This is a genomic window from Oscillatoria sp. CS-180, assembly GCF_028330965.1.
Lineage (GTDB): Bacteria > Cyanobacteriota > Cyanobacteriia > Phormidesmidales > Phormidesmidaceae > Halomicronema.
The window spans coordinates 137,153-157,789 of the sequence record NZ_JAQMUB010000052.1 but is presented as its reverse complement, the minus strand read 5'-3'; the positions used below and the strand labels follow the sequence as shown (position 1 = coordinate 157,789).

General features: G+C 50.2%; 19 protein-coding genes. 12 read left to right on the top strand and 7 right to left on the bottom strand.

Annotation, left to right across the window (positions count from 1 at the left end):
* Positions 1-100 precede the first annotated feature (100 nt).
* The 8 genes from PN498_RS13100 (at position 101) to PN498_RS13065 (ending at position 8,820) form a co-directional block, all read left to right on the top strand.
* On the top strand, positions 101-364 hold the full coding sequence (locus PN498_RS13100) for a hypothetical protein (RefSeq protein ID WP_272063249.1): 264 nt from the start codon (positions 101-103) through the stop codon (positions 362-364).
* Complete coding sequence (locus PN498_RS13095) at positions 316-891, top strand: REP-associated tyrosine transposase (RefSeq protein WP_272063248.1); 576 nt, start codon at positions 316-318, stop codon at positions 889-891. Before PN498_RS13100 ends, PN498_RS13095 begins: the two co-directional genes overlap by 49 nt.
* 337 nt (positions 892-1,228) lie before the next feature.
* Positions 1,229-1,858 (top strand): restriction endonuclease subunit R, encoded by a 630-nt coding sequence (locus PN498_RS13090; RefSeq protein ID WP_272063247.1) that lies wholly within the window; start codon positions 1,229-1,231, stop codon positions 1,856-1,858.
* A gap of 94 nt (positions 1,859-1,952) precedes the next feature.
* Positions 1,953-2,411, top strand: a complete 459-nt coding sequence (locus PN498_RS13085; protein WP_272063246.1) for a DUF29 domain-containing protein — start codon at positions 1,953-1,955, stop codon at positions 2,409-2,411.
* Between the two features lie 519 nt (positions 2,412-2,930).
* On the top strand, positions 2,931-7,391 hold the full coding sequence (locus tag PN498_RS13080) for an NACHT and WD40 repeat domain-containing protein (RefSeq protein WP_272063245.1): 4,461 nt from the start codon (positions 2,931-2,933) through the stop codon (positions 7,389-7,391).
* A gap of 137 nt (positions 7,392-7,528) precedes the next feature.
* Complete coding sequence (gene tumA / locus PN498_RS13075; protein WP_272063244.1) at positions 7,529-7,759, top strand: antitoxin TumA; 231 nt, start codon at positions 7,529-7,531, stop codon at positions 7,757-7,759.
* Positions 7,749-8,141: a toxin TumE gene (gene tumE / locus PN498_RS13070; protein WP_272063243.1), complete on the top strand. Its 393-nt coding sequence runs from the start codon at positions 7,749-7,751 to the stop codon at positions 8,139-8,141. Before tumA ends, tumE begins: the two co-directional genes overlap by 11 nt.
* 241 nt (positions 8,142-8,382) lie before the next feature.
* On the top strand, positions 8,383-8,820 hold the full coding sequence (locus tag PN498_RS13065) for a retroviral-like aspartic protease family protein (RefSeq protein ID WP_272063242.1): 438 nt from the start codon (positions 8,383-8,385) through the stop codon (positions 8,818-8,820).
* A 53-nt stretch (positions 8,821-8,873) separates the two neighbouring features.
* Here PN498_RS13065 and lysS read toward each other — a convergent pair whose 3' ends face one another.
* The 6 genes from lysS to PN498_RS13035 all read right to left on the bottom strand — a co-directional run bounded on the left by lysS (position 8,874) and on the right by PN498_RS13035 (position 14,717).
* Positions 8,874-10,448 carry a lysine--tRNA ligase gene (lysS, locus tag PN498_RS13060; RefSeq protein ID WP_272063241.1) on the bottom strand — a complete coding sequence of 525 codons (1,575 nt, stop codon included), beginning with the start codon at positions 10,446-10,448 and terminating at the stop codon, positions 8,874-8,876.
* Between the two features lie 137 nt (positions 10,449-10,585).
* Positions 10,586-12,640 (bottom strand): ribonuclease catalytic domain-containing protein, encoded by a 2,055-nt coding sequence (locus PN498_RS13055; protein WP_272063240.1) that lies wholly within the window; start codon positions 12,638-12,640, stop codon positions 10,586-10,588.
* A 300-nt stretch (positions 12,641-12,940) separates the two neighbouring features.
* Entirely contained in the window at positions 12,941-13,156 is a 216-nt protein-coding gene (rpsR, locus tag PN498_RS13050; RefSeq protein ID WP_272063239.1) for a 30S ribosomal protein S18, read from the bottom strand.
* Positions 13,157-13,192: 36 nt separating this feature from the next.
* Positions 13,193-13,381: a 50S ribosomal protein L33 gene (gene rpmG / locus PN498_RS13045; RefSeq protein ID WP_272063238.1), complete on the bottom strand. Its 189-nt coding sequence runs from the start codon at positions 13,379-13,381 to the stop codon at positions 13,193-13,195.
* A 122-nt stretch (positions 13,382-13,503) separates the two neighbouring features.
* Positions 13,504-14,283, bottom strand: a complete 780-nt coding sequence (locus PN498_RS13040) for a hypothetical protein (RefSeq protein ID WP_272063237.1) — start codon at positions 14,281-14,283, stop codon at positions 13,504-13,506.
* A 155-nt stretch (positions 14,284-14,438) separates the two neighbouring features.
* Positions 14,439-14,717 (bottom strand): DUF1816 domain-containing protein, encoded by a 279-nt coding sequence (locus PN498_RS13035; protein ID WP_272063236.1) that lies wholly within the window; start codon positions 14,715-14,717, stop codon positions 14,439-14,441.
* A gap of 563 nt (positions 14,718-15,280) precedes the next feature.
* Between PN498_RS13035 and PN498_RS13030 the strand changes: the two genes are divergently transcribed.
* The 3 genes from PN498_RS13030 (at position 15,281) to PN498_RS13020 (ending at position 17,909) form a co-directional block, all read left to right on the top strand.
* Positions 15,281-15,964 (top strand): hypothetical protein, encoded by a 684-nt coding sequence (locus tag PN498_RS13030; RefSeq protein WP_272063235.1) that lies wholly within the window; start codon positions 15,281-15,283, stop codon positions 15,962-15,964.
* Positions 15,965-16,155: 191 nt separating this feature from the next.
* The gene (locus PN498_RS13025; RefSeq protein WP_272063234.1) at positions 16,156-17,139 is read left to right on the top strand and encodes an ABC transporter ATP-binding protein; all 984 of its coding nucleotides are present in this window, start codon (positions 16,156-16,158) and stop codon (positions 17,137-17,139) included.
* The gene (locus tag PN498_RS13020) at positions 17,136-17,909 is read left to right on the top strand and encodes an ABC transporter permease (RefSeq protein WP_272063233.1); all 774 of its coding nucleotides are present in this window, start codon (positions 17,136-17,138) and stop codon (positions 17,907-17,909) included. Before PN498_RS13025 ends, PN498_RS13020 begins: the two co-directional genes overlap by 4 nt.
* Positions 17,910-17,998: 89 nt before the next feature.
* Here the strand turns inward: PN498_RS13020 and hpxO are convergent, their stop codons facing one another.
* On the bottom strand, positions 17,999-19,159 hold the full coding sequence (gene hpxO, locus PN498_RS13015; protein WP_272063232.1) for an FAD-dependent urate hydroxylase HpxO: 1,161 nt from the start codon (positions 19,157-19,159) through the stop codon (positions 17,999-18,001).
* A 252-nt stretch (positions 19,160-19,411) separates the two neighbouring features.
* Between hpxO and PN498_RS13010 the strand changes: the two genes are divergently transcribed.
* On the top strand, positions 19,412-20,605 hold the full coding sequence (locus PN498_RS13010; RefSeq protein WP_272063231.1) for an FtsW/RodA/SpoVE family cell cycle protein: 1,194 nt from the start codon (positions 19,412-19,414) through the stop codon (positions 20,603-20,605).
* Positions 20,606-20,637: the final 32 nt, after the last annotated feature.

The window sequence follows — 20,637 nt, the reverse complement described above, 5'->3', positions numbered from 1 at the left end:
GCTCTGTGCCTTGCACAGAGCGGCATGATGATGAGCACCACCCGCTCTACTTCATCACGGCGATTATGCGGCACTAATCGCCGTGATGAAGTAGCTATAAATGAGTAGGGTGGGCAGTGCCCACGCACCCACTCTTCCGCCATCGCGTCGTAAACATCGGGAAAGTGAGGTTTGGCAACAGCGATTTTGGGAATATACTCTGCGTAGCGAAGTAGAGCTACAAATGAGTGGAGTGGGCAGTGCCCACGCACCCACAACCCATAATCAACATCTCATCTTGGGCACGTTGAATGCATCCGCTAAATCATCTGTTGAATGCCCTACTATCGCCGTGCCTATATTCCTGGAAGCACTGTTTTTCTGACATTGGTTACCTATCGTCGTCGGCTACTTTTTGACAGCTCAGAGAATATTGAACGCCTGCGTCAAGCAGTTAGACAAACCAAAAACGAAGCAGACTTTGCGATCGCTGCCGCAGTTATTTTGCCAGACCATCTTCACTTTATTTGGACGTTACCGCCAGCAGATAGTAACTATTCCAAACGGGTAGGACGCATCAAGGTGTTGTTTACGAGAGCATTAAAAGGTCAGAATACAAGACCGACTGTGTTGTCACCGTCTCGTCGCAAGCACCGGGAGAGCGATGTTTGGCAGCGTCGGTTTTGGGAGCATACTATTCGTAGCGAGGCAGAGTTGTCCCGTTGTCTTGATTACGTTCATTACAACCCTGTCAAGCATGGTTTGGTGGATTGCCCGCATCAATGGCGTTATTCCAGTTTTCACAAGCTGGTGGGTGAGGGTGTTTATCGTCGAGATTGGGCTTGTCGATGCAGTGGCTCAAGGGCGAGTTTTAGATGGTTTGATGAGGTTGGTCTATGCTTTGGAGAATAGATGTGAAAATGGCGTGGGCAGTGCCCACCCTACCCGCTTTAGCTACAACCCTGTTTTGCTCGAAGACAGTAAATACAGATTTTCAGAATGAAGCAATTTTTGAGAAATCAGAGAGTGTTCTGATTTTTTGTGTAAGCAGCGGACGAAAGAGCCGGTAGGGTGGGCACTGCCCACCTTTTATATTCGCTTAACCCATTAAACAATTCGGCATGAGAAGTTTTGGTGCCCACTTCCTACGGGCTGGTTTTGGTGGGCGATGCCACCCTACTTCATATATCAGAGTGGGAGCACACCCGGCCTTTACAAGGCACACTAGGTGTATAAGAAAGGAGGTGCGATGATTCAAGCGATTCCCGCTCCTGAAGTGACTCTGCGGACTCTGAAGCAGATCCTCAATTTACAAGCAGCTACCGATGTCTCCTTCTTCGCAGAATGGCAGGGGGGCATGGAGCCTATTAGCGAATTGGCTCAGCAGGCTTTAGCTCGAGTAAAAGCTAACTATTTAGACTTCCTCGAAGACTCCCCGGTTCTAGAAAATAGCGTCAAGATGGTTGTTCTGGGACCGCTCCTAGACCTGGCAGGCTTTTATCGCCGCCCCTTTCGCATTACGACGGAAACCAGCATTGATATTGAATTAGAAGACGCAGAAACCATCATTCGCGGGCGAATTGAATTTTTGGTGTTGAATGAATCGTTTTGGTTAGTGGTTATTGAATCAAAGCGTAGCGATTTTGCAGTGACTCGTGCCTTGCCACAAACCTTGGCCTACATGCTGGGCAAGCCCGATCCGGAGCGCCCGACGTTTGGGTTTATTACTAACGGCACCGAGTTTTTGTTCCTAAGAGCTCAGCGTCAGCCAACGGTTCAATACGCAACGTCCAAATTGTTTTCTTTGCTCAATCCGGGTAATGAACTCTATCAGGTACTTTCTATTCTGCAACGAGTAGCACAGTCTGATAGCCCTTAAACGGTAAGTACATCTAGCAATTCAATGGTTCCAGCGACCCCAAAATCGTACCTGCTATGATCAAACCCGTAACCTGCTGATGTCGACCTGACCGATGACAGCTACCCAATCCAGCAGTTCTCTAGTGACCCTATACGACACCGATTACATGCAGTGGATCGCGATCACTGTGGACAAGCTGCGCCGTCAGGACTACAACCACGTCGATTGGGCCAACCTGATCGAAGAAATCGAAGATATAGGAAAGCGGGAGCGGCGAAGCCTAGAAAGCAATTTGACAATATTGCTACTGCACTTGCTGAAGTGGCAATATCAGCCTAACAAAAGGAGTGGAAGCTGGGCAGGCAGCATCGTCGAACATCGTCGCCGTATTCGTAAGGCATTAAAAGACTCCCCCAGTCTCAAACCTCAGCTAGAAACAATGCTATCCGAGGCTTATGCCGACGCAATTAATCAAGCCGCTGCTGAAACTCAGCTTCCGGCAGATACCTCCCCTAGTGAGTGCGAGTTCAAGCTATCTCAAATTATGGATGATAGCTTTCTGCCATCGTGAGTTGGCTAGATGTCGAGGAAAATCGACCCTCGCGAACCCAGAAAAGTAGATGGCACCCAGTCTTGCAGCGCAGCGATATCCCATGGGAGCGACTTGTAGAACGCACTCGTTCGAGTGTTTCCGGTCCATAGAAAAACGGCGTGTCCATCGGTCCTAGCCCGATCGCCGCAACAGAGATGCCCCGAGGGCAAACTCCTTAGCGGCTACACGAGTGAAATGAAAAGTTCGCAAAATCCTATCAGGATATCGCTTGAAAAGTTTTCCTATTCACGCTGTTTAGGTAGCCCAAGCCTATTTGCCGAGAAAAACGGAAGCGTTTATCCAACAGTTATCAAGCCACATCAAGCGGAGTATTTAGCGGCTTGCGGGGCTAGAACGGGGGATCGCATCGCTCGATCGCATCAGTTCTCTCACTATCTGCAACTCCCAAAAAGAGAAGCGGGATAAAGATTTTGTTGGGTTACGCTAAAGCTGACATGACGGCCTCCTGAGTGTTGGGAGTTTTAATCGGGCACAGCGATGGAATTTGTGATTGAAAAAGTAATTGATGCGGTTTTAGATGCGACGGGCCTTAAAGAGAAAATTGGTCGCAACGATCGCGTAATTCGTCTGCTAAAGCGATTCAACCTGGATTCCGTTGAGGTGCTGACCGCTTTTGAAGACCTCTATGCCTATGCCCTGGTGGAATATGCCTTTGATGACGAGGGGCTGTGCAAGCCACCCGAGCTGGTGACCTTTTTCAAAGCCAAGGACGTGCGCGATTTATTTCAGACGGTCTATCAAAACAATGACCCGAAAGGATGGCTGCGAAAGGGAGAAGAGATCGCCCAATTCAGACTGGGCAAGCAACTGCCACAAATGGATCCCAAACGGGAGTTAGGCACCTTTGCAGCAGTGTTTGTGGAGGTGGTGAAGCAGACGCGATCGCCTAAAGAGATCCGCCAAGAACAAAAGCTTGATAGTCTTCAGCGATCACTGCAAACCCTGCAAACTCAAATCCAGCAGCTCCCCAGCTTGGAGGCCATCAACCAGCGGGTAAATCAGCTCGCGGGAGCCGACGAAACCCTTGCCTTACCTGCTGCTGCCGAGACCAGCCGCGCCGTAGATTTGGCTCGTCAACTCGGGGAGTGGTTCGATGTGCTGGATTATGATCGCGATCCCGACTATGAAACCTGGACAGAGGATTCCTTTGAGTGGATCATCAACTTTCCCATGACCCGCCGCAAAGTGGCCCGTATCTTGGTGCGCGGCGTGGCGGGAGAAGTCGGCATGGCTGACCTGCAAGATTTTCAGCAGGCGATCGCGCGCACCAACACAGACGAAGGCTGGCTAGTCGGCAATCGTCGTGTCAGCAAAGCCGCCCGCACAGCCACCCAGGAAGACACCCACTACGACACCATCACCTGCTACACCTTTGACGAACTGCTAGATGAAGACGCCGACTTCAGCAAATATCTGGACTGGCTGGCGGCAGACATTCAGCAAAAGCATGTGGATACAGACTATCTGCCATTGGCCTGTCGCAAAGATGAATTAGACCCCGTCAGCCAGCAGAAAATTGGCGTCAGCGTCTACGACGAAGCCGACGGCTGGATCGACGGCTATGTGGACCAGTGGCTAGACGATCCGGCCAAGGAACACCTGTCCGTGCTGGGGGAATTCGGCACGGGCAAAACCTGGTTCGCCCTGCACTATGCCTGGACAGCCCTCCAGCGCTACCAAGACGCTAAAAAACGTGGTCTCGAACGCCCCCGCGTGCCTATCGTCGTGCCCCTGCGGGACTATGCCAAAGCCGTCACCGTGGAATCGCTGCTGTCTGAGTTCTTCTTCCGCAAGCACGAGATCCTCAGAACCTACTCCATCTTCGAGCAGTTGAACCGCATGGGTAAGCTGCTGCTGATTTTCGATGGCTTCGACGAAATGGCGGCACGGGTGAACCGTCAGTCCATGATCGACAACTTCTGGGAACTGTCCAAAGTCGTCGTGCCGGGAGCCAAAGCCATCCTTACCTGTCGCACCGAACACTTTCCCGATGCGATCGCCGGTCGCCGACTCCTCAACGCTGAACTGAAAGCCTCCACCGCTAACCTCACCGGAGAATCCCCTCAGTTTGAAGTACTGGATCTGGAAAAATTCACTGACGACCAGATTGCTACTCTGCTCGGGCGCAAAGCTCAGGAAAGTACGGTGCAGATGGTGATGGGCAATCCTCAACTGCGGGATCTGGCCCAGCGTCCCGTGATGGTAGATCTAATTCTCGAAGCCCTGCCAGAGATTGAGGCCGGAAAACCTGTAGACATGGCGCGGGTCTATCTCTACGCCGTCACCGCCAAGATGAATCGCGATATCAAGAGCGATCGCACCTTCACCTCCCTGGCCGACAAGCTCTACTTCCTCTGCGAACTCTCCTGGGAAATGCTCTCCACCAACCGCATGAGCCTCAACTACCGATCGTTTCCTGAAAGATTGCAGGCCATGTTTGGCGATCGGCTCAAAGAAGAACGAGAACTGGACTACTGGCGTCACGACATGATGGGCCAAACCATGCTCATCCGCAACTCCGAAGGCGACTACAGCCCCGCCCATCGATCTCTGCTGGAGTTCTTCGCGGCATACAAAATCGTGGCGTCATTAGGGGCAATGTCAGAGGATTTCACGGCGATGGCACGCCAGCAGACACATTTGGATGAGACCGCAGCACCTCAGGAATACACCTGGGGGGACTATTTTCGCCGGAGCTGCGGTGCAGATGGCGTACCAGAAATCATGGCTCCGCTGGGCGACTTTAAGACAATGGCATTTGACGCACTACTGTCACTATTGAATGGAGCAAAGCTAGCGAAGGCAGTACTGGATCTGGCACATCCAATGTTAGATGGGGAGAAAGTACGCGATCTGTTGTTGCCGCTATTATCGTCAACACGAGAGAGGGCACTCAAGGAAGTTAGATACTTTGGAGGAAATGTTGTTCAACTGATGTTAGCTAAAACTCCTTATGCTTTGGAAGGCAGCAACTTGAACGGCACTAAGTTGCTGGGTATTGACTTTACTAAAACCTTTTTACGTCAAGTGAAACTACAGGGTGCTCAGCTGGAAGAGTCTGTATTTTCCAAAGCTATCGGTCATGTAAATTCTTTAGCGTTTAGTCCAACAGGCGAATACCTTGCTATCGGTGATAGTAAAGGCAGCGTACAAATCTGGAGAATTGCAACTGGCCAAGTATTATTGTTTTGCTTGGGCCACTTAGGCGGTGTTAGGTCAGTAACCTTTAGCCCAGATGGACAGAAATTAGTCTCAGGTGGCAGGGATGCAATAGTAAGACTTTGGTCCATAGATAGTGGTGAATGTATCCGCACTTTCACCGGTCATTCAAATTGGGTGAGATCTGTTGCGATAAGCCCGGATGCAAAATTAGTAGCTTCAGGTAGTGCTGACGCCACAATAAGGATATGGTCAGTCGAGACTGGCGATTGCACCTGTATCTTAGAAGGCCATTCAGATCGGGTTACATCTGTAGCTTTTGATCAGAGTGGAAGAAATTTAGTCTCAAGCAGTGCCGATACAACGTTGAAATTGTGGTCGATAGTTGGTGGTGGGTGCGTACAGACCTTTAAAGGACATTCTGACTGGGCGTGGTCTGCAAGCTTTAGCCCGGATGGGCAAACTGTGGCTTCAGGCAGTGCTGACACAACAGTAAGACTATGGTCAATAGACAGTGGTCAGTGCACTCATGTCATCAACGGGCATACAAGCCCGGTTAGAGCCGTAGTTTTTAGCCCAGATGGAAAAACCTTGGCCTCGGGAGGAGAGGACAGCACTATCAAGCTTTGGGCTACGGAGAATGGTGACTGCGTAAACACTTTCGTAGGACATACAAGCTGGGTTAGAGCCGTAGTTTTTAGCCCAGATGGGAAAACTTTAGCCTCAGGAGGAGGTGACAACACAATAAAGCTATGGTTGACAGAAGATAATAGTCGTATTCAAACCATTGGAAGTCATGGATGCTGGGTCTGGTCTGTAGCCTTTAGCCCGGATGGAAAAACTTTAGCTTCTGGTAGCGGTAACAACACAGTAAAAATAAGGTCAATGGCTAACACGACCTTTATCCTTAACTTCAATGACCATTCAGGTACAGTTTCTTCCGTAGCTTTCAGTCCAGATGGACAAAGCTTGGCCTCGAGCAGTAGTGACTCCACTATCAAACTATGGTCGATGGTTAGCAGAAACTCTGTACATACCTTTAAAGGACACAAAGGGCGCGTTTGGTCTGTGGCCTTTAGCCCAGATGGAAAAATTTTGGCTTCTGGTAGCGCCGACAGTACTGTAAGGTTGTGGTCAACGGATAGCAAAACTCAGACTGAAACCCTTAAGGGCCATATAGGTAGGGTTCTATGTGTGAGCTTCAATCCGGATGGTCAGATCTTGGCTTCATGTAGTAGTGACAGCACTATTAAGCTATGGTCAATAGCTAATAATCAGTGTGTGCATACATTTGAGGGACATTCCGATCAAGTCTCTTCTGTAGCTTTTAGCCCAGATGGGCAAACCATAGCGTCGGGCAGTTTCGATCATACGGTAAAACTCTGGTCGATTGTTGATGGAACCTGTATTTGCAGCCTCAATTACCATTCAGACCGGGTTTTGTGTGTCATCTTCAGTCCGGATGGACAAATTCTGGCCTCTGGTAGTGAAGACTCGACAGTACAGCTCTGGTCAATAAAGGAAAACATCTGTATTCATAGCCTGCAGGGTCATTCAGATTGGGTTAAATCTGTAAGTTTCAGTCCTGATGGACAAACCTTAGTCTCGGGTAGCGTTGATGAAACCATTCGATTTTGGGATGTAAACACGGGTAAGTGTCTGGATGTAATTGATAATCGGGTTTGTACCGGAATGGACATCACAGGCGCTATAGGCTTGACAGAAGGGCAACGAACGGCGTTGAAGCTGATGGGAGCCATTGACAAGGCAGAAGGATAAAGTCAGAAAGCAGAAAGGGCTTTGGAGTAAGAATGGGGACGATCTCCTCGTATCTGCACTTCTACAATGAGGGTAGGAATCTTGGAAGTACACTCTGCCCACAGAACAAGCATCTTTGAAGTTGTCGGAAGTTTCACATGCGTAAACAGATCATTGAATACACGTCACCGCTAGATGCGCTAATCGCCTTGGCCAAGCAGCTCAACACCTACGAAACCCAATATCAAATGGACTCCGTTGAATTTTTCAACAAGTACAGCCAGGGGCAAATTTCGGACGATGAAGATTTCGTTGAGTGGGCTAGTGATTACCAACACTATTTAGCTTTGCATCAGGAACTAGAGGCAAAACTTACCAGTGTCGCGTGATGTTCTAACGGTTTACTTCGATCTCGTTGAAGAACGATTGCTCGACCTTCCCAATGTGTACGTCGAACAATTCAATGCCACTATCCTGACGACCGAGAGAGCAAATCTCAAGCTACGCATTCGCTTCAAAGGCAACTATCTGCTAGCAGTCAGCGAAGCGATCCTAGTCATTGATGGGCAAATCACCCATATCGATTATCGATATCACTTTCAGAATAAGGACAACAAAATGGTTTTCCGCTATGACAGCACCCCTCATTTTCCTGATCTGTCTACCTTTCCACATCACAAGCATCTTCCCGACACCGTCACTGCTGTCGATAAACCTGACATCGCACAAGTGTTTCAAGAAGCCAGTCTATTTGTTGAAAGCCAGGATTGATGAAACTTTGTTTAGGCGTAGGCCTGTGTGAATATCTACGGGGAATTGACGATCGCGCCTGAGCTGGAATGGATATAACAGGCGAGATCGGGCTGACGAAAGGGCAACGGACAGCGTTGAAGTTGATGGGAGCGGTGGATCGGAGTGGGAGAGTAGAGGGGGGATGGGTGAGACCGACCTATCCGAGAGAGTGGTCTGTATGTGCTTCTAAAATGGCAATAGGGCAACTTGGAGGGTCGCTATGTCTACAGACCAAGCAACGGGTAAGATTCTCACCACACTCACCATCACCAACCGCGCTGATCAATCAGCGGCTACCCGAGGCTACATTTCCGCAGATCAAATACGCTCTATCACGCTGAATGATGTTCTTGTCGATACGGGGGCGACTACCCTCTGCTTACCTTCAGAGGCAATCCAACAGCTTGGTCTGGAACTTCTGAAGGAAGTCGATGCAGCAACCGCGACGGGCTTTAGCAAAGCCCGTATTTTCCAAGATGCACGTATTTCCCTCATGAAACGGGAAGGGACGTTTGAATGTCTAGAACTCCCTGGGGGACGAAATGCTCTCTTAGGGGTCATTCCCCTGGAAGCCCTTGGTATTGAGTTGGACTTGCGGAATCAGAAACTCAGAGTTTTGCCCGAAGAATCTGTTGATACTTACCTCACTATTTTGTAGACAGCAGAGCAGGAGTCTGCTAAGTCAAGAGAGTGAGCTGTCCAAAAGTTTCTTCATTCACTGTTCTTGTCAGAAGTCTCTGCTGTTTCGTCGGCGCGATCGCGTTTAAGGAGCGGAAAAGCAATGACATCGCGGATGCTAGGGCTGTTCGTGAGCAGCATGGTGAGGCGATCAATACCAATTCCCAGACCGCAAGTCGGCGGCATGCCATATTCCAGCGCTGTCAAGAAGTCCTCATCAACGCCTGTAGCTTCTAAATCCCCTGCGGCTTTGCGAGCCGCCTGCTCTTCAAACCGAGCCCGCTGATCGATCGGATCGGTCAGCTCTGAAAAGCCATTGGCCGTTTCTCGTCCTGCAATAAATAGCTCAAACCGTTCAACTAGTCCTGGCTTGCTGCGGTGGGGTTTCGAGAGCGGCGAAATTTCAACCGGATAGTCAATGACGAAGGTCGGCTGAATTAGGTTCGCCTCAACGGCTTCTTCAAACACCGTGTTGAGCAAGCGACCAAGCGAATCACACTCCTCAATGTTTTTAATGCCCAGGGTAGTTACTTTGCTTTTAGCTTCAGCCAAATCTGTAAGTTGGTTAAAATCCAAGCCGGTTTCCTCTTTCACCAAATCATGCATAGAAATGCGTCGCCACGGTGGGGTCAGGTCAATCGTGTGGTCTTGATAGGTGATTTGGGTCGTTTCTAAGATGGAACGGCTGATTTCTGAAATCAGTTCTTCCGTCATAGTCATGAAGTCGTTGTAGTCCGCGTAGGCTTCATAGACTTCGATGCTGGTGAACTCGGGATTATGGCGAGTTGAGACGCCTTCGTTGCGAAAGATACGACCAATTTCGAAAACCTTCTCAAATCCCCCTACGACCAACCGCTTCAAATGCAGTTCGGTGGCAATCCGGAGGTAAAGCTCCATATCCAGCGTGTTGTGATAAGTCACAAAGGGACGAGCCTCTGCCCCCCCAGCCTCTCCTTGCAGGACGGGAGTCTCAATTTCTAAAAATCCCCGGTCTTCAAAAAATCGACGAATGGTCGACGTGATCAGCGCCCGCTTACGAAACGTCTCCCGCACGTCAGGATTCACAATCAGATCGACATAGCGCTGACGATAACGCTTAGCCACATCGGTTAGCCCGTGCCACTTGTCCGGCAATGGGAGCAGAGATTTAGTCAGGAGGGCATACTCCTGCACTTTGACCGACAGTTCACCTTTTTCTGTGCGCTTGATAGTGCCACGAACGCCAATCAAGTCGCCAACGTCCGTCAGCTGCTTGACCTGATTGAACGCATTGGGATTGTCGGCCATGCTGTCACGAATGACTTTTTTATCCAGGTAAAGCTGTATGGTGCCGCTCTCGTCTTGCAAGTTGAAGAAGGCTAGCTTGCCGAAGACACGACGGGCCAGGATGCGTCCGGCGATCGCTACCTCATCCTCAACTTCTCCCCCGGCCTTTAAATCCGCGTATTTAGCCTGCAGGTCAGCTGCATCGTGGGTCTTCTCCCAACGATACGCAAACGGGGTCAAGCCCGCTTGGGTTAGCTGCTCGACCTTCTGTAGCCGCGCTGCCCGAATTTCGTCCAATGTTGATGCATTTTGGGCAGGCTGTTGAGACTCGTTATTAGCCATAGGGTTGGGAGATTGGCGACTTTCACAGTCTCCTATTATAGGGAGCGCCAGAACAGGATGAAGGCTGAAGGAGAGATCAATTTCTAGCCCACGGATTACGGTCTAGCTCTCTCCATCGTTCTAGCTAAGGGATGATCCTAACTGGAGACTTCAGCAAGAGAGTCAGTTTCTTCTTCGATGGTCACTTCCTGCATTCGAATGATGTCTTGACGAGGATTGGCGTGGGTGATTTTGATTTGTAACCGTTCTCCCAGTTCAACGTTGCGCTCGAAGCGCATGGGCAATTCAAGGCCCAGTTCTTCAAACAGAACTAACCCTAAGCGATCGTTCTCTCGCAGCCACCGCAGTAAAAGCACAGACCAAAGTGTCTCTTGACCCCGACGACGTAAATATTCCAAGGCCCAGTAGCGTTTGGTTTGACGTTCGACAAGAACAGCTTCATAGGCCCCTGAGCTAGCTCCCTGGGTCAGCTCCGTAATTTCGTCTGACGAAAAAGGTAGCGGATCGCCCCGGAGATGAGCCTTAATTTGAAAATGGGCCAGCAGATCTGTATAGCGGCGAATGGGAGACGTGACCTGACTGTAGCCTTCCAGACCCAAAGTGGCGTGGCGGGCGGGGGTGATGCCCATCTCGCTGCGCGGCATACAGCGGCGAATAGCGGAATAGCGAACTAGGGCTGAGGGCAGCTGCATTAGCTCCTCCTCTGGCGGCAATTCAGGCTGTGGCTGACTCCGAAAGGGCATTGCCAGCGCATTGTCTTGCCCATAACGGGCGGCTACTTCACCCGCCAAGATCATCATCTCAGCGACTAGTTCCCGGGAGGGAGAGTCATCTAATACCCGAATGTCGATTGAGTCCTGTTCATCCTCTTGCAGAACTCGAATAGAGGATTCAGGCATGTGAATATTGATAGCGCCCTGCTGTGCTCGCCACTGTTCCCTAATTTTGGCCCAATGGGCGATCGCCAGCAGTTCTGGCTCTGCCTGAATGCCTAGATCCAGCATCTCATCCACGTCTTCATAGGTTAACCGGTAGGTCGGCCTGACCAGACTTGCGGCAATACAGTACTCCTCAATCGCCCCTGCTCCTGTTAAGACGACACCAAAGCTGAGAGCGCAGCGTTCTTCTCCTTGAATCAAACTCATGGGGCCGGTTGCCAACTCAATGGGGAACATCGGCACCATGCCAGTTGGCAAATAAACCGTCGTGCAGCGACGACGCGCTTCCAAATCTAAAGCATCACCGGGAGCGACCCAGCGGGTTGGATCAGCAATATGAACCCAGAGGCGCTGTCGTCCGTCTGGTAAAGTTTCCATACTGAGAGCATCGTCAATTTCGCGAGTACTCTCGTCGTCAATGGTGTAAGTTTTTAAGGCAGTCAGATCGAGCCGATTTTCATCGGCGTCAGGTGACACATTGATCAGGCGATACTGCGCCATTGTTACAACAGCCTCAGGGAAATCCACAGGAATTTGACTACGTCGCAGCGCCAGATTCTCATGAACCTTCCATAGTCCTAAATCAACTAGCAGATGAAAAGCTGATTCAGAGGTCATTTGCCTACCCAAAGCAGACAACACCTCTTGAGCTTGACCCTTTTGATTGGACTCGTCGCCTAAAAGTGCGAACTTTTCAAGGGTTTCCAAGCGCACGCGATCGCTCTTCTGCCATTCTACTGATTCTCCTGCCAGCCTTTGTTGAGTTCGGCCTAAAAAACCATCCCATTCCGCTTTCCTTTGAGCCTCTTTTTCAATCTGATGCAGACGCTCCTGCACCTGGGCTGGGGGGCGTGGTTCATAGCGATCGCCCTTCTGTTTGAAGAAGATGGTATCGTCCGCTAGCAGCCGATGAGCTGCGTAACAAAAAGCAAAACTTTGATCCGAAAATAGCAGCAGCGCTAGCGAGGAGGGCTCAACTGATTCTCCAGCTTCTTGCAGCAGTTCCCAAGCAACTTGCAGGCTGCTGGGATCGATATATTTCTCAGCTTCGGCCTGTAGCGTAGTGAGATCTTCTGCCGTGTAGTCCTCTTCTACTGGCTGCGCAAATTGGAAGGTGAGTGAGCGGGGATGAATCGTGTGGGACTGGCCGCGATCATCTAGCACGATCCAGTTTTTCTTACCCTCAGGTCGATCTAGGATGCCTAGACGAGGACTGCCTTTCACCTGGAACTCGACTAGCGTCCCCTTCTGCACAACCTTAACTTCCCTTCAGCTACACAATATGTCCCTAGCTTATCCAAACTAGGGTCGTCTGACCTACTTGCTCAAGACGCTCCGATTTTAGAACTATCAGGACAACGGGATTATGCTGTCAATTACGTCGTTAGTAACGGCACTTCAGCTCAGAACCCTTGAGAGAACAACGCTAAAGCAAGCCCTGAGGTATTAACGATTACCGTTTGGACAGATAGCAATGCCATATCCGTAGGTGTGTTATCTGTCTCAGCGATCGCCGCTTACAACCCAACCCTCTTGAGCTGCCAACGAAATAACTTAGCCTTCGCGATTGACGTAGGGCAACAAAGCCAACATGCGTGCCCGCTTGATTGCAACCGTTAGATCACGCTGCTGTTTTGCGGTCAGGCCAGAAATCCGACGGGGCAGGATCTTGCCTCGCTCTGTGATGAATTTGCGAAGCAAATCTACATCCTTGTAGTCGATAATGTCTCCTGGCTTGATAGGAGAAAGACGACGACGAAAATATGCCATTGGTTCTACCTAATTAATGGTTTGCTCAGAGTTCAATTACTTAATTTCTTTATGCACGGTGTGGGTATTGCACTGCGGACAGAACTTTTTGAGTTCAATGCGACCAGAGGTATTCCGACGATTTTTCTCAGTGGTGTACCGAGAAACCCCAGGAGACCGCTTATTGGTGCTGGTGCGGCACTCCGTACACTCCAAGGTGATTACCAAACGAACGCCTTTAGCCATGACAGATAGATCAGCTCAAGAAAATAAGAGACACGATCTCCTATTATTTCATGCGATTCTCGATTCGGCAATTGTGTTTTGTCGTCATAGCTGACTACAGTCGACCAAAGTTTCTTTCTCTCTTACTCTAAGGTGCCCTCAAGCAACGGTCCTAGAGGATGTCGTGTCTTTCGCATCCTGAGTTTGTTGATGATTTCGGCAGAGCTTTCATCTTCGTCCTGTGGACTCAAAGACGTACCAATCGCTTCTGGACTGTCGGCATCAGTGCCAATCAGCAGCAATTCAGCACCTTCATAATCGAGAAAATCAACTGAAGATAACGAAGCAAAGCGGCGATCGCCAAACCTCTCTTGCAATGATTCTGGGAAATCGGCTTTACGGCTATCCTTCTGGAAACCCTGGCCATCAGAAGAGTTTTGGTCAGGATTTTTGACGCTGACGATATAGTCTCCCGTCTTACCGATATTGAATAGTTTTTGTGCTTCACCCAATTCTTTGGGCAGTTCTAAAGCATATACCAGACGGGTCTGGTCATCGTAAGTGAGCAACCTATAAACCCCTTCTCCAACTGGCCGGGCAGCAGGCTGAAGCCGTTCACCTAGCGTCTTAGTCTGATACGTTCGGCGCCGCATGCCCTCTTCAAATTCAGTATTGGAGTCGGTGACACTGTCCACATAACACCAGCCTTGACGACCTGAGCTTTTGGGATCAGGCAGTGTTTTCTTACCAATCGTAATTAGGCGAAACCATTGATGATTATGAGGTTCTAGAATGATGTGAAGTTGCTGCACGTCATCAAGAGCGTTGACCGTTTCAGACTGCACTTTGGGTAAATAGACGAAATAAATGTTGCCCTGCTCTAGATCGCCAGTCGGTTTTTTAGCGGTAGAGTTGTCTGCCATGTCAATAATTTTGGGGTTCCTATTTCAATTAGGACTTACGCATGGCTCCCTGACATCCTCCAATTTAGGGGGACGTTAAATTTGGCTTCTCCATAATTTAGCGGGCAAAGGGCCAAAACCGGATTCAACTGCATCAATCCTGTCAATCAAAGAATTTAGTAGTTGAGTTGACGAGTCCCTTCAATAGTCAAAGTTGATGGATAGCAGAACAAAATGTTGACGGTCACAACCTTGGCGCCTTCTAGTTCCAAGTCTTCAATGAAACCAGACTGCTGTTCAGTTGCAATGCTCCGCCCATCAAAGGGACCAAAGTAGTACGTGCAGTTGGGTTCCTGAGTAATAATTCTGATCCACCAAGCTTTTTGCCCCTGTTCCCCTGCGGCTAAAGACGCAAGGAAGCGAGTTGTCTTCCAAAGCCACTTAAAGATATTCATCTGCTGAAAAACATTGATACATCTATCACAAGAACGTAGTAGCACAAGAACGCCATGCGTTTTCCCTACGTTGGAGAAGCCTAAATCCCTCGGCAGCGGTCTTTACAGAGTTGAATCTTTACAGAATTGAAACAGGCTGGTTCTAGACATCCAGCCTCTAAATTTGACCTTATTGAACTGAGGCATTGCAGTCGTCTTCCTATGGAGAGGTCTTTTGGAAAAGACCTCGAATTGGTCTGCGTTTTAACGGGAAGAAGTATCGGGGTTGATGCTGCGACTGGGATGTTCAATTTAAAGAGACGTTGAATTTGTAAAGGTCCAAAATCTAGAGTTCGGTAGTTATAGTACAAGTGATCGTATAGTTTAAAAAGCAATGATGATTTCTGCTGCTGTGTTTAGAAAATCAGGAAAAAGTTGGTGCAGATCATGAGTTTTGTTGCATCCTTTGAATAGAAATGTCGGGTATTCTACCCGTGTGCTTTGATGAAGACCTGTATCGGATTTGAAGTATGCGTTAACGAAGGGGAATCGAGGTGCGATCGCGCCGAGTTTGGAATAGTGAAATGGTTAAAAAATCCGCCTCTTTAGACTTGCCATCATTCACGCAGTCAACGGTGTCCTCTAAGAAGAAGGCTACTGCGACAGGCTCGTCGTCTCCCCCTGTGTCTTACTCCTTACCCAAACAATCAGTGTCTGAACAGGCAACACTGCCTCTATTTCCCAAAGCCAAGCGGCCTAACTTTAGTAGTCATCGCAACGATGCTAATGCGGCGCTAGCGCTCAATTTATTGGCCGATGTGGAAACGGCGATCGTGGGTTGGCATCAAGCTCTGAGAGATACCTTATTTAAAATTCAGCAGCTCTACATGGCAGGTCCCATCATTGACGGTTGGCTAGAGGCGGTCAATCAATCTCCTCAAAATACTGTGGAGGACACAGCCTCTGTATTGCGATATGGAGATGCCGCGCAAATCGCAGCTTATGTTGAAAAACTGTCCCAGCAAACTCAGGCAGCCCGTCTTGTGCAAGGGACACAATATCGTCTCTGTAGCTTAGATGCGGATGGTCAAATGCAGTGCCAGATATGCCCACCAGAGCAGCTGGGTATTGTGAGTCAGGCGATCGCCCGTAACCAGCAGTTGCGGCAGCTCGTCAACCAAAAGCAATATCTTGAAGCTAAGCTCAAACGAGCATCAGAAGCGCTAGAAACTACGCGCCAGGTATTGGATATTCGAGACGAAATTTAATTCGCTGCCGTAACTTTGACAAAGAACGATTGCAAGTCAAAGTACTGAACAATCTTCCGGGCAAAATTCTGAGGCTTTGAAGGACTTACTCAGAGGCGATGGCCCTGGCTCTTCAATTCCGCTATGTTGAAATCTCATCAGAATATTAAGATAAGTAAAGAGCTAACCTTAGCTAGGAGCGATATTCTGTCGTGCAACTTATCAATCGTCCGGGTTTGGAGCAGGTCACGGAGCCATCGCCTTCATCCGTGGTGTTGGCAACCCGCGACTTATCAAAAGCCTATGGACGTGGCAAGCGGCGATTTGAGGCCGTTAATCAGGTCTCACTCACACTGCATAGAGGAGAAGTTCTGGCCTTCTTGGGTCCCAATGGAGCGGGTAAAACCACTACTATCAAAATGATTTCGGGGCTGGTGCGTCCTGATCGGGGGCAGGTTCGTGTCGTGGGAGAAGATCCCCATCGTAGTGCCCGTGCCCTTCGCAACATTGGTGCCGTTTTGGAGGGCAATCGCAATCTTTACTGGCGGTTGACTCCGGAGGAGAATTTGGAGTACTTCGGCGTCCTGCGTCAAGTTCCTCGCAAGATTGCTCACCGGCGCGGTTTAGAGCTGCTGGCCCGCTTTGGGTTAGAAGAGAAGCGAAGGACTCCTGTGCAAAACCTGTCCCGGGGCATGCAGCAAAAAGTGGCGATCGCGGTTTCTCTAATCCACAATCCTCAATTGCTGCTGTTAGATGAACCCACATTGGGACTTGATGTCGAAGCCAGTGAAACGGTAAAGACCCTCGTTCGACAAATCGCTAAAGAGGGGCGGGCGATTTTGCTGACCACCCATCAGCTAGACGTGGCTGAGGAACTCTCAGATCGGGTTGCGATTATCCGACGGGGACGCATGATTACACAGCAATCTACCGAGTCCCTGCTGCGAGAATTTTCTGATTCGGCCTATCGCCTGGAAGTGGATGGTGTACCGACCGAGACGCAGCGCGTTGCCATTGCCAGATTGGGGGGGCACGTGGACGGCCAATCTATCACTTACGCTGGGACGTCCGAAGGGCTGTATGCCCTGCTAGCGGCACTTCAACCCTTACCGCTCATGTCAGTGCAGCGCGATCGCGCTGACCTCACTCAAGTTTTCCTCAAGCTAGTCCAAGATAATCAGGAACCCACGTCATGATGGATTTACTCTACGTCGAGCTGAAGCGTACTTGGATTCAGTTCATCCGCTACCCGGCTGAGGTGATTGCAGGTCTCATCATCACGACGTCGGTGTTCTATGGCCTGTTTCTCAGCGCTCGATACATGGCAGGGCCAAGCTTTGCCTTCGGCGATCGCCTGGATGCTGTTGTCGTTGGCTATGTGTTGTGGACGCTGAATCTGTACATCATCAACGACATTGCGATCGGGCTACAGTCAGAGGCCCAGACCGGTACTTTAGAGCAAGTCTTTTTGTCTCCTTTTGGTGCTCCCCGTGTTTTTCTAGCTAGGGCTGTTGCTAGCCTAGCCTTGCGATTCACCCTGATTGTGGGCGTTGTCCTCTTGCTGATGGGCATTTCAGGTAGTCGTTTATCCTTTCCAATCACACTGCTGCTGCCGCTCCTTTCTCTGGTCATGGCAGGTTACGGATTCGCTTTCATGATGGGAGCCTGCGCGTTGGTCTTCAAGCGAGTGCAGCAGATTCTGGGAGTTTTTCAATTCCTCCTGCTGTTTTTGCTCGCCGCCCCTCTAGAAGAATCGACAGGCATCATGCAGGGGCTTCGCTTTCTGCTGCCCATGATCCCCAGTACGGGCCTACTGCGAGACCTCATGGCGAGAAACATTGGCTTAGACTGGCTCACCTATGGTTTAGCGCTGTTGAACGGTATTGCGTATCTGGCCCTAGGCTTGCTGATCTTTCGCTGGGCCGAGCGTACCGCCAAGCGGCGGGGATCCCTCAGCGGATACTAGGACTCGACGACGGACGTATGTGCATCATTCCAAATGCTCAAAAGGCTCACTGTGAGGCAGTTTTGCATTTTGAATTCCGCATAGCGGTACTACCGGAAAGGCCCTCCTAGAATGACTTTGGCAATGGCGTCCGTCACATCTTGGGGCGATTCGTACTTGAGCTGTTCGTACCATTCCTGAGTTTCTTTGGGGACCTTATTATAGATTTTGTCGGTCCGCTTTCTAGCTTTAAGGACCAAGTCAGCAACGCGCTCTTTTCGCTCTGCTTCGTATCGCTTGAGGGCGTCTTCTACGCTGATGTTGGTCGTCACTAGATACCGACACAACACCTCAGCATCTTCCATGGCCTGACATCCCCCTTGTCCAAGGGTCGGTGTCGAGGCGTGGGCCGAGTCTCCAACTAGAGCAACCCTGCCTTTCACTAATTGAGGTAGGGGATCAAGGTCGCTGATTTCTAGACGATTGACCTGCTGGGGATCAAGCTTTTGAATCAGATGCTGCACTGGTTTTGCCCAGCCTGCAAAGATGCCTGCTAGTTCTGCTGGAATCTCTTCTGGTTCCGTTGACGTGCCTTGGGGCTTTGGACAACCGAAGAAAAAGTAGAAGCGATCGCCGCCAACGGGCATCATTGAGGCCCTTTTGCCCTCACCGACGTAAATCACCCAGCTATCGTGGGCAGGCAGATCTTCATCAATGTCGACTAGACCGTTCCAGTTGACGTAATCGGCATAGCGCGTTCCCGTCGGTCCCGCGATGTAGCTGCGGACTTCTGAATGAATGCCATCTGCTCCAATGACGATATCCCCAGTTGCGGTGCTGCCGTCTTCAAAGATCGCCGTGGCGCTTTGTTCATCTTGTTTGACGCCAACACATCGCATCCCCATATGGATGTTGTTTTCACCAAAGGCGTTCACCATGATGTCTTGTAAGTCGGTCCGAGAAACAGGATAGGGTCTTTGCCCCACTTTCTCCATAAGAGGAATCAGATCAATGTCGTTGAGCAGGTCGTCTTTGTGAGTGCGATACTCCATACGGTTCATCTGACCGCCGATAGCCGCAACTGCTTCGCCTAGTCCTAACCGATTGAGAACTTTGATGCCGTTGGACCAGAGTGAAATACCTGCTCCTGCTGGACGTATCTTCGAGGTCTTCTCGTAGACGTCTACTTCATATCCGGCTTGACGTAGAGCAATGGCTGTTGCCAAGCCAGCCATCCCCGCACCGATTACAACTGCTTTTAACCCGTACATTCTGGTCAGTTCCTTCGTATGCTCAAGACAATGAGCTGATGCTATGGCCGTCGTCAGTTCCGTCAAGTCGAAACTCGACTCTCGTTCCGAGGCCTGGTCGAACTCATTGACAGTATTACTATTACGTAGGCTGACAAGTTCTGCTGTTGCGATCGCCTCAAACCCAACATCTCTTGCTATACTTTGCCGATATTTGCGGGACAGAGATCCTGCATGTCGCTTGATAACGGAACTTGCACGAACGGAAACGTTATGACCCCACAGCTCAGCAGGACTTTGGTTTGGCGTCTGTTTCCAGTGATTGATCCAACGATTTATCAGTGGTCCCGCGAGGCCAGGACGGTTCGTTGGCTAACCTTGGTTTGGCTAGCGATCGGTCTGGTAACGCTCTTCTCTGCGTCCTATCCGATCGCCTTGGCCGAAACAGGCATCGGCTGGCGCTTTCTCGCCATTCAACTTCTCTGGGCGTTCATTGGCCTTTCGCTCTTTAACTGGATTGTATGTCAGCCGTTGGCAAAACTGGTACGCCTTTCAGGACTGCTGTTCTTCGGCTTATTGGGGCTGCTCTTTTTGACCCTCATGCCCGCGTTGGGGATCACCATCAATGGCGCCACTCGCTGGCTGGCGATCGGTCCTTTTCTCATTCAGCCTTCCGAACTCCTCAAACCGCTGCTGATATTGCAAGCGGCACGGCTATTTGGACGCTGGTCGCAGCTGTCCTGGTCCACGCGGGGACTATGGGTGACGTTGTTTGCAGTTGCGATCGCCTTCATTCTTCTACAGCCCAACCTCAGCACCGCCGCCATTTGTGGCCTATCTCTCTGGCTCATTGCTTTAGCTGCCGGACTGCCTTATCGCCTCCTGCTGACGACTGCCGCCACAGGTCTGCTAACAGCCGTTATTAGTTTGGGCGCTAACACCTATCAGCGGGAACGGGTTACGGCTTTTCTTAATCCCTGGGCAGATCCGATGGGTAATGGCTATCAGCTGATTCAGAGTTTGCTGGCGATCGGTTCCGGTGGTCTGTTCGGCAGTGGTTTTGGCTTCTCAGAACAAAAGCTTTTTTATCTGCCGATTCAGTATACCGACTTTATTTTTGCCGTTTACGCGGAAGAGTTTGGCTTTGCGGGTAGCGCCGTTTTGCTGCTGCTGCTGCTAGCTTACGCCTCCCTCGCCACAATCATTGCAATACGAGCCACCCATCCTCTGCATCGCCTCACCGCTGTTGGCGTTATGGTCTTACTGGTTGGACAGTCATTCCTTAATATCGGCGTTGCTGTGGGTGCCCTCCCGACAACGGGGTTGCCTTTGCCGCTATTTAGCTATGGTGGCAGCTCTATGATTTCGAGCTTAGTCAGTGCAGCTCTACTGACCCGTGTTGCCCGTGAGATCAAAGACGATAATGTCGTGCAGCTCCCCACACAAAAGAGTCGTCTGCCAGGGTAATGAGAGCCAAAAAACAATAGGCCGAAATCTTT

Bases quoted from the DNA above. Each gene is read 5' to 3' on its own strand.
- PN498_RS13040 (WP_272063237.1), bottom strand. From the start codon at position 14,283: ATGGCAGACAACTCTACCGCTAAAAAACCGACTGGCGATCTAGAGCAG.
- PN498_RS13020 (WP_272063233.1), top strand. From the start codon at position 17,136: ATGATGGATTTACTCTACGTCGAGCTGAAGCGTACTTGGATTCAGTTC.
- PN498_RS13095 (WP_272063248.1), top strand. From the start codon at position 316: ATGCCCTACTATCGCCGTGCCTATATTCCTGGAAGCACTGTTTTTCTG.
- lysS (WP_272063241.1), bottom strand. From the start codon at position 10,448: ATGGCTAATAACGAGTCTCAACAGCCTGCCCAAAATGCATCAACATTG.
- hpxO (WP_272063232.1), bottom strand. From the start codon at position 19,159: ATGTACGGGTTAAAAGCAGTTGTAATCGGTGCGGGGATGGCTGGCTTG.
- PN498_RS13010 (WP_272063231.1), top strand. From the start codon at position 19,412: ATGACCCCACAGCTCAGCAGGACTTTGGTTTGGCGTCTGTTTCCAGTG.
- PN498_RS13100 (WP_272063249.1), top strand. From the start codon at position 101: ATGAGTAGGGTGGGCAGTGCCCACGCACCCACTCTTCCGCCATCGCGT.
- PN498_RS13090 (WP_272063247.1), top strand. From the start codon at position 1,229: ATGATTCAAGCGATTCCCGCTCCTGAAGTGACTCTGCGGACTCTGAAG.
- PN498_RS13030 (WP_272063235.1), top strand. From the start codon at position 15,281: ATGGTTAAAAAATCCGCCTCTTTAGACTTGCCATCATTCACGCAGTCA.
- PN498_RS13035 (WP_272063236.1), bottom strand. From the start codon at position 14,717: ATGAATATCTTTAAGTGGCTTTGGAAGACAACTCGCTTCCTTGCGTCT.
- rpsR (WP_272063239.1), bottom strand. From the start codon at position 13,156: ATGGCATATTTTCGTCGTCGTCTTTCTCCTATCAAGCCAGGAGACATT.
- PN498_RS13065 (WP_272063242.1), top strand. From the start codon at position 8,383: ATGTCTACAGACCAAGCAACGGGTAAGATTCTCACCACACTCACCATC.
- tumA (WP_272063244.1), top strand. From the start codon at position 7,529: ATGCGTAAACAGATCATTGAATACACGTCACCGCTAGATGCGCTAATC.
- rpmG (WP_272063238.1), bottom strand. From the start codon at position 13,381: ATGGCTAAAGGCGTTCGTTTGGTAATCACCTTGGAGTGTACGGAGTGC.
- PN498_RS13085 (WP_272063246.1), top strand. From the start codon at position 1,953: ATGACAGCTACCCAATCCAGCAGTTCTCTAGTGACCCTATACGACACC.
- PN498_RS13080 (WP_272063245.1), top strand. From the start codon at position 2,931: ATGGAATTTGTGATTGAAAAAGTAATTGATGCGGTTTTAGATGCGACG.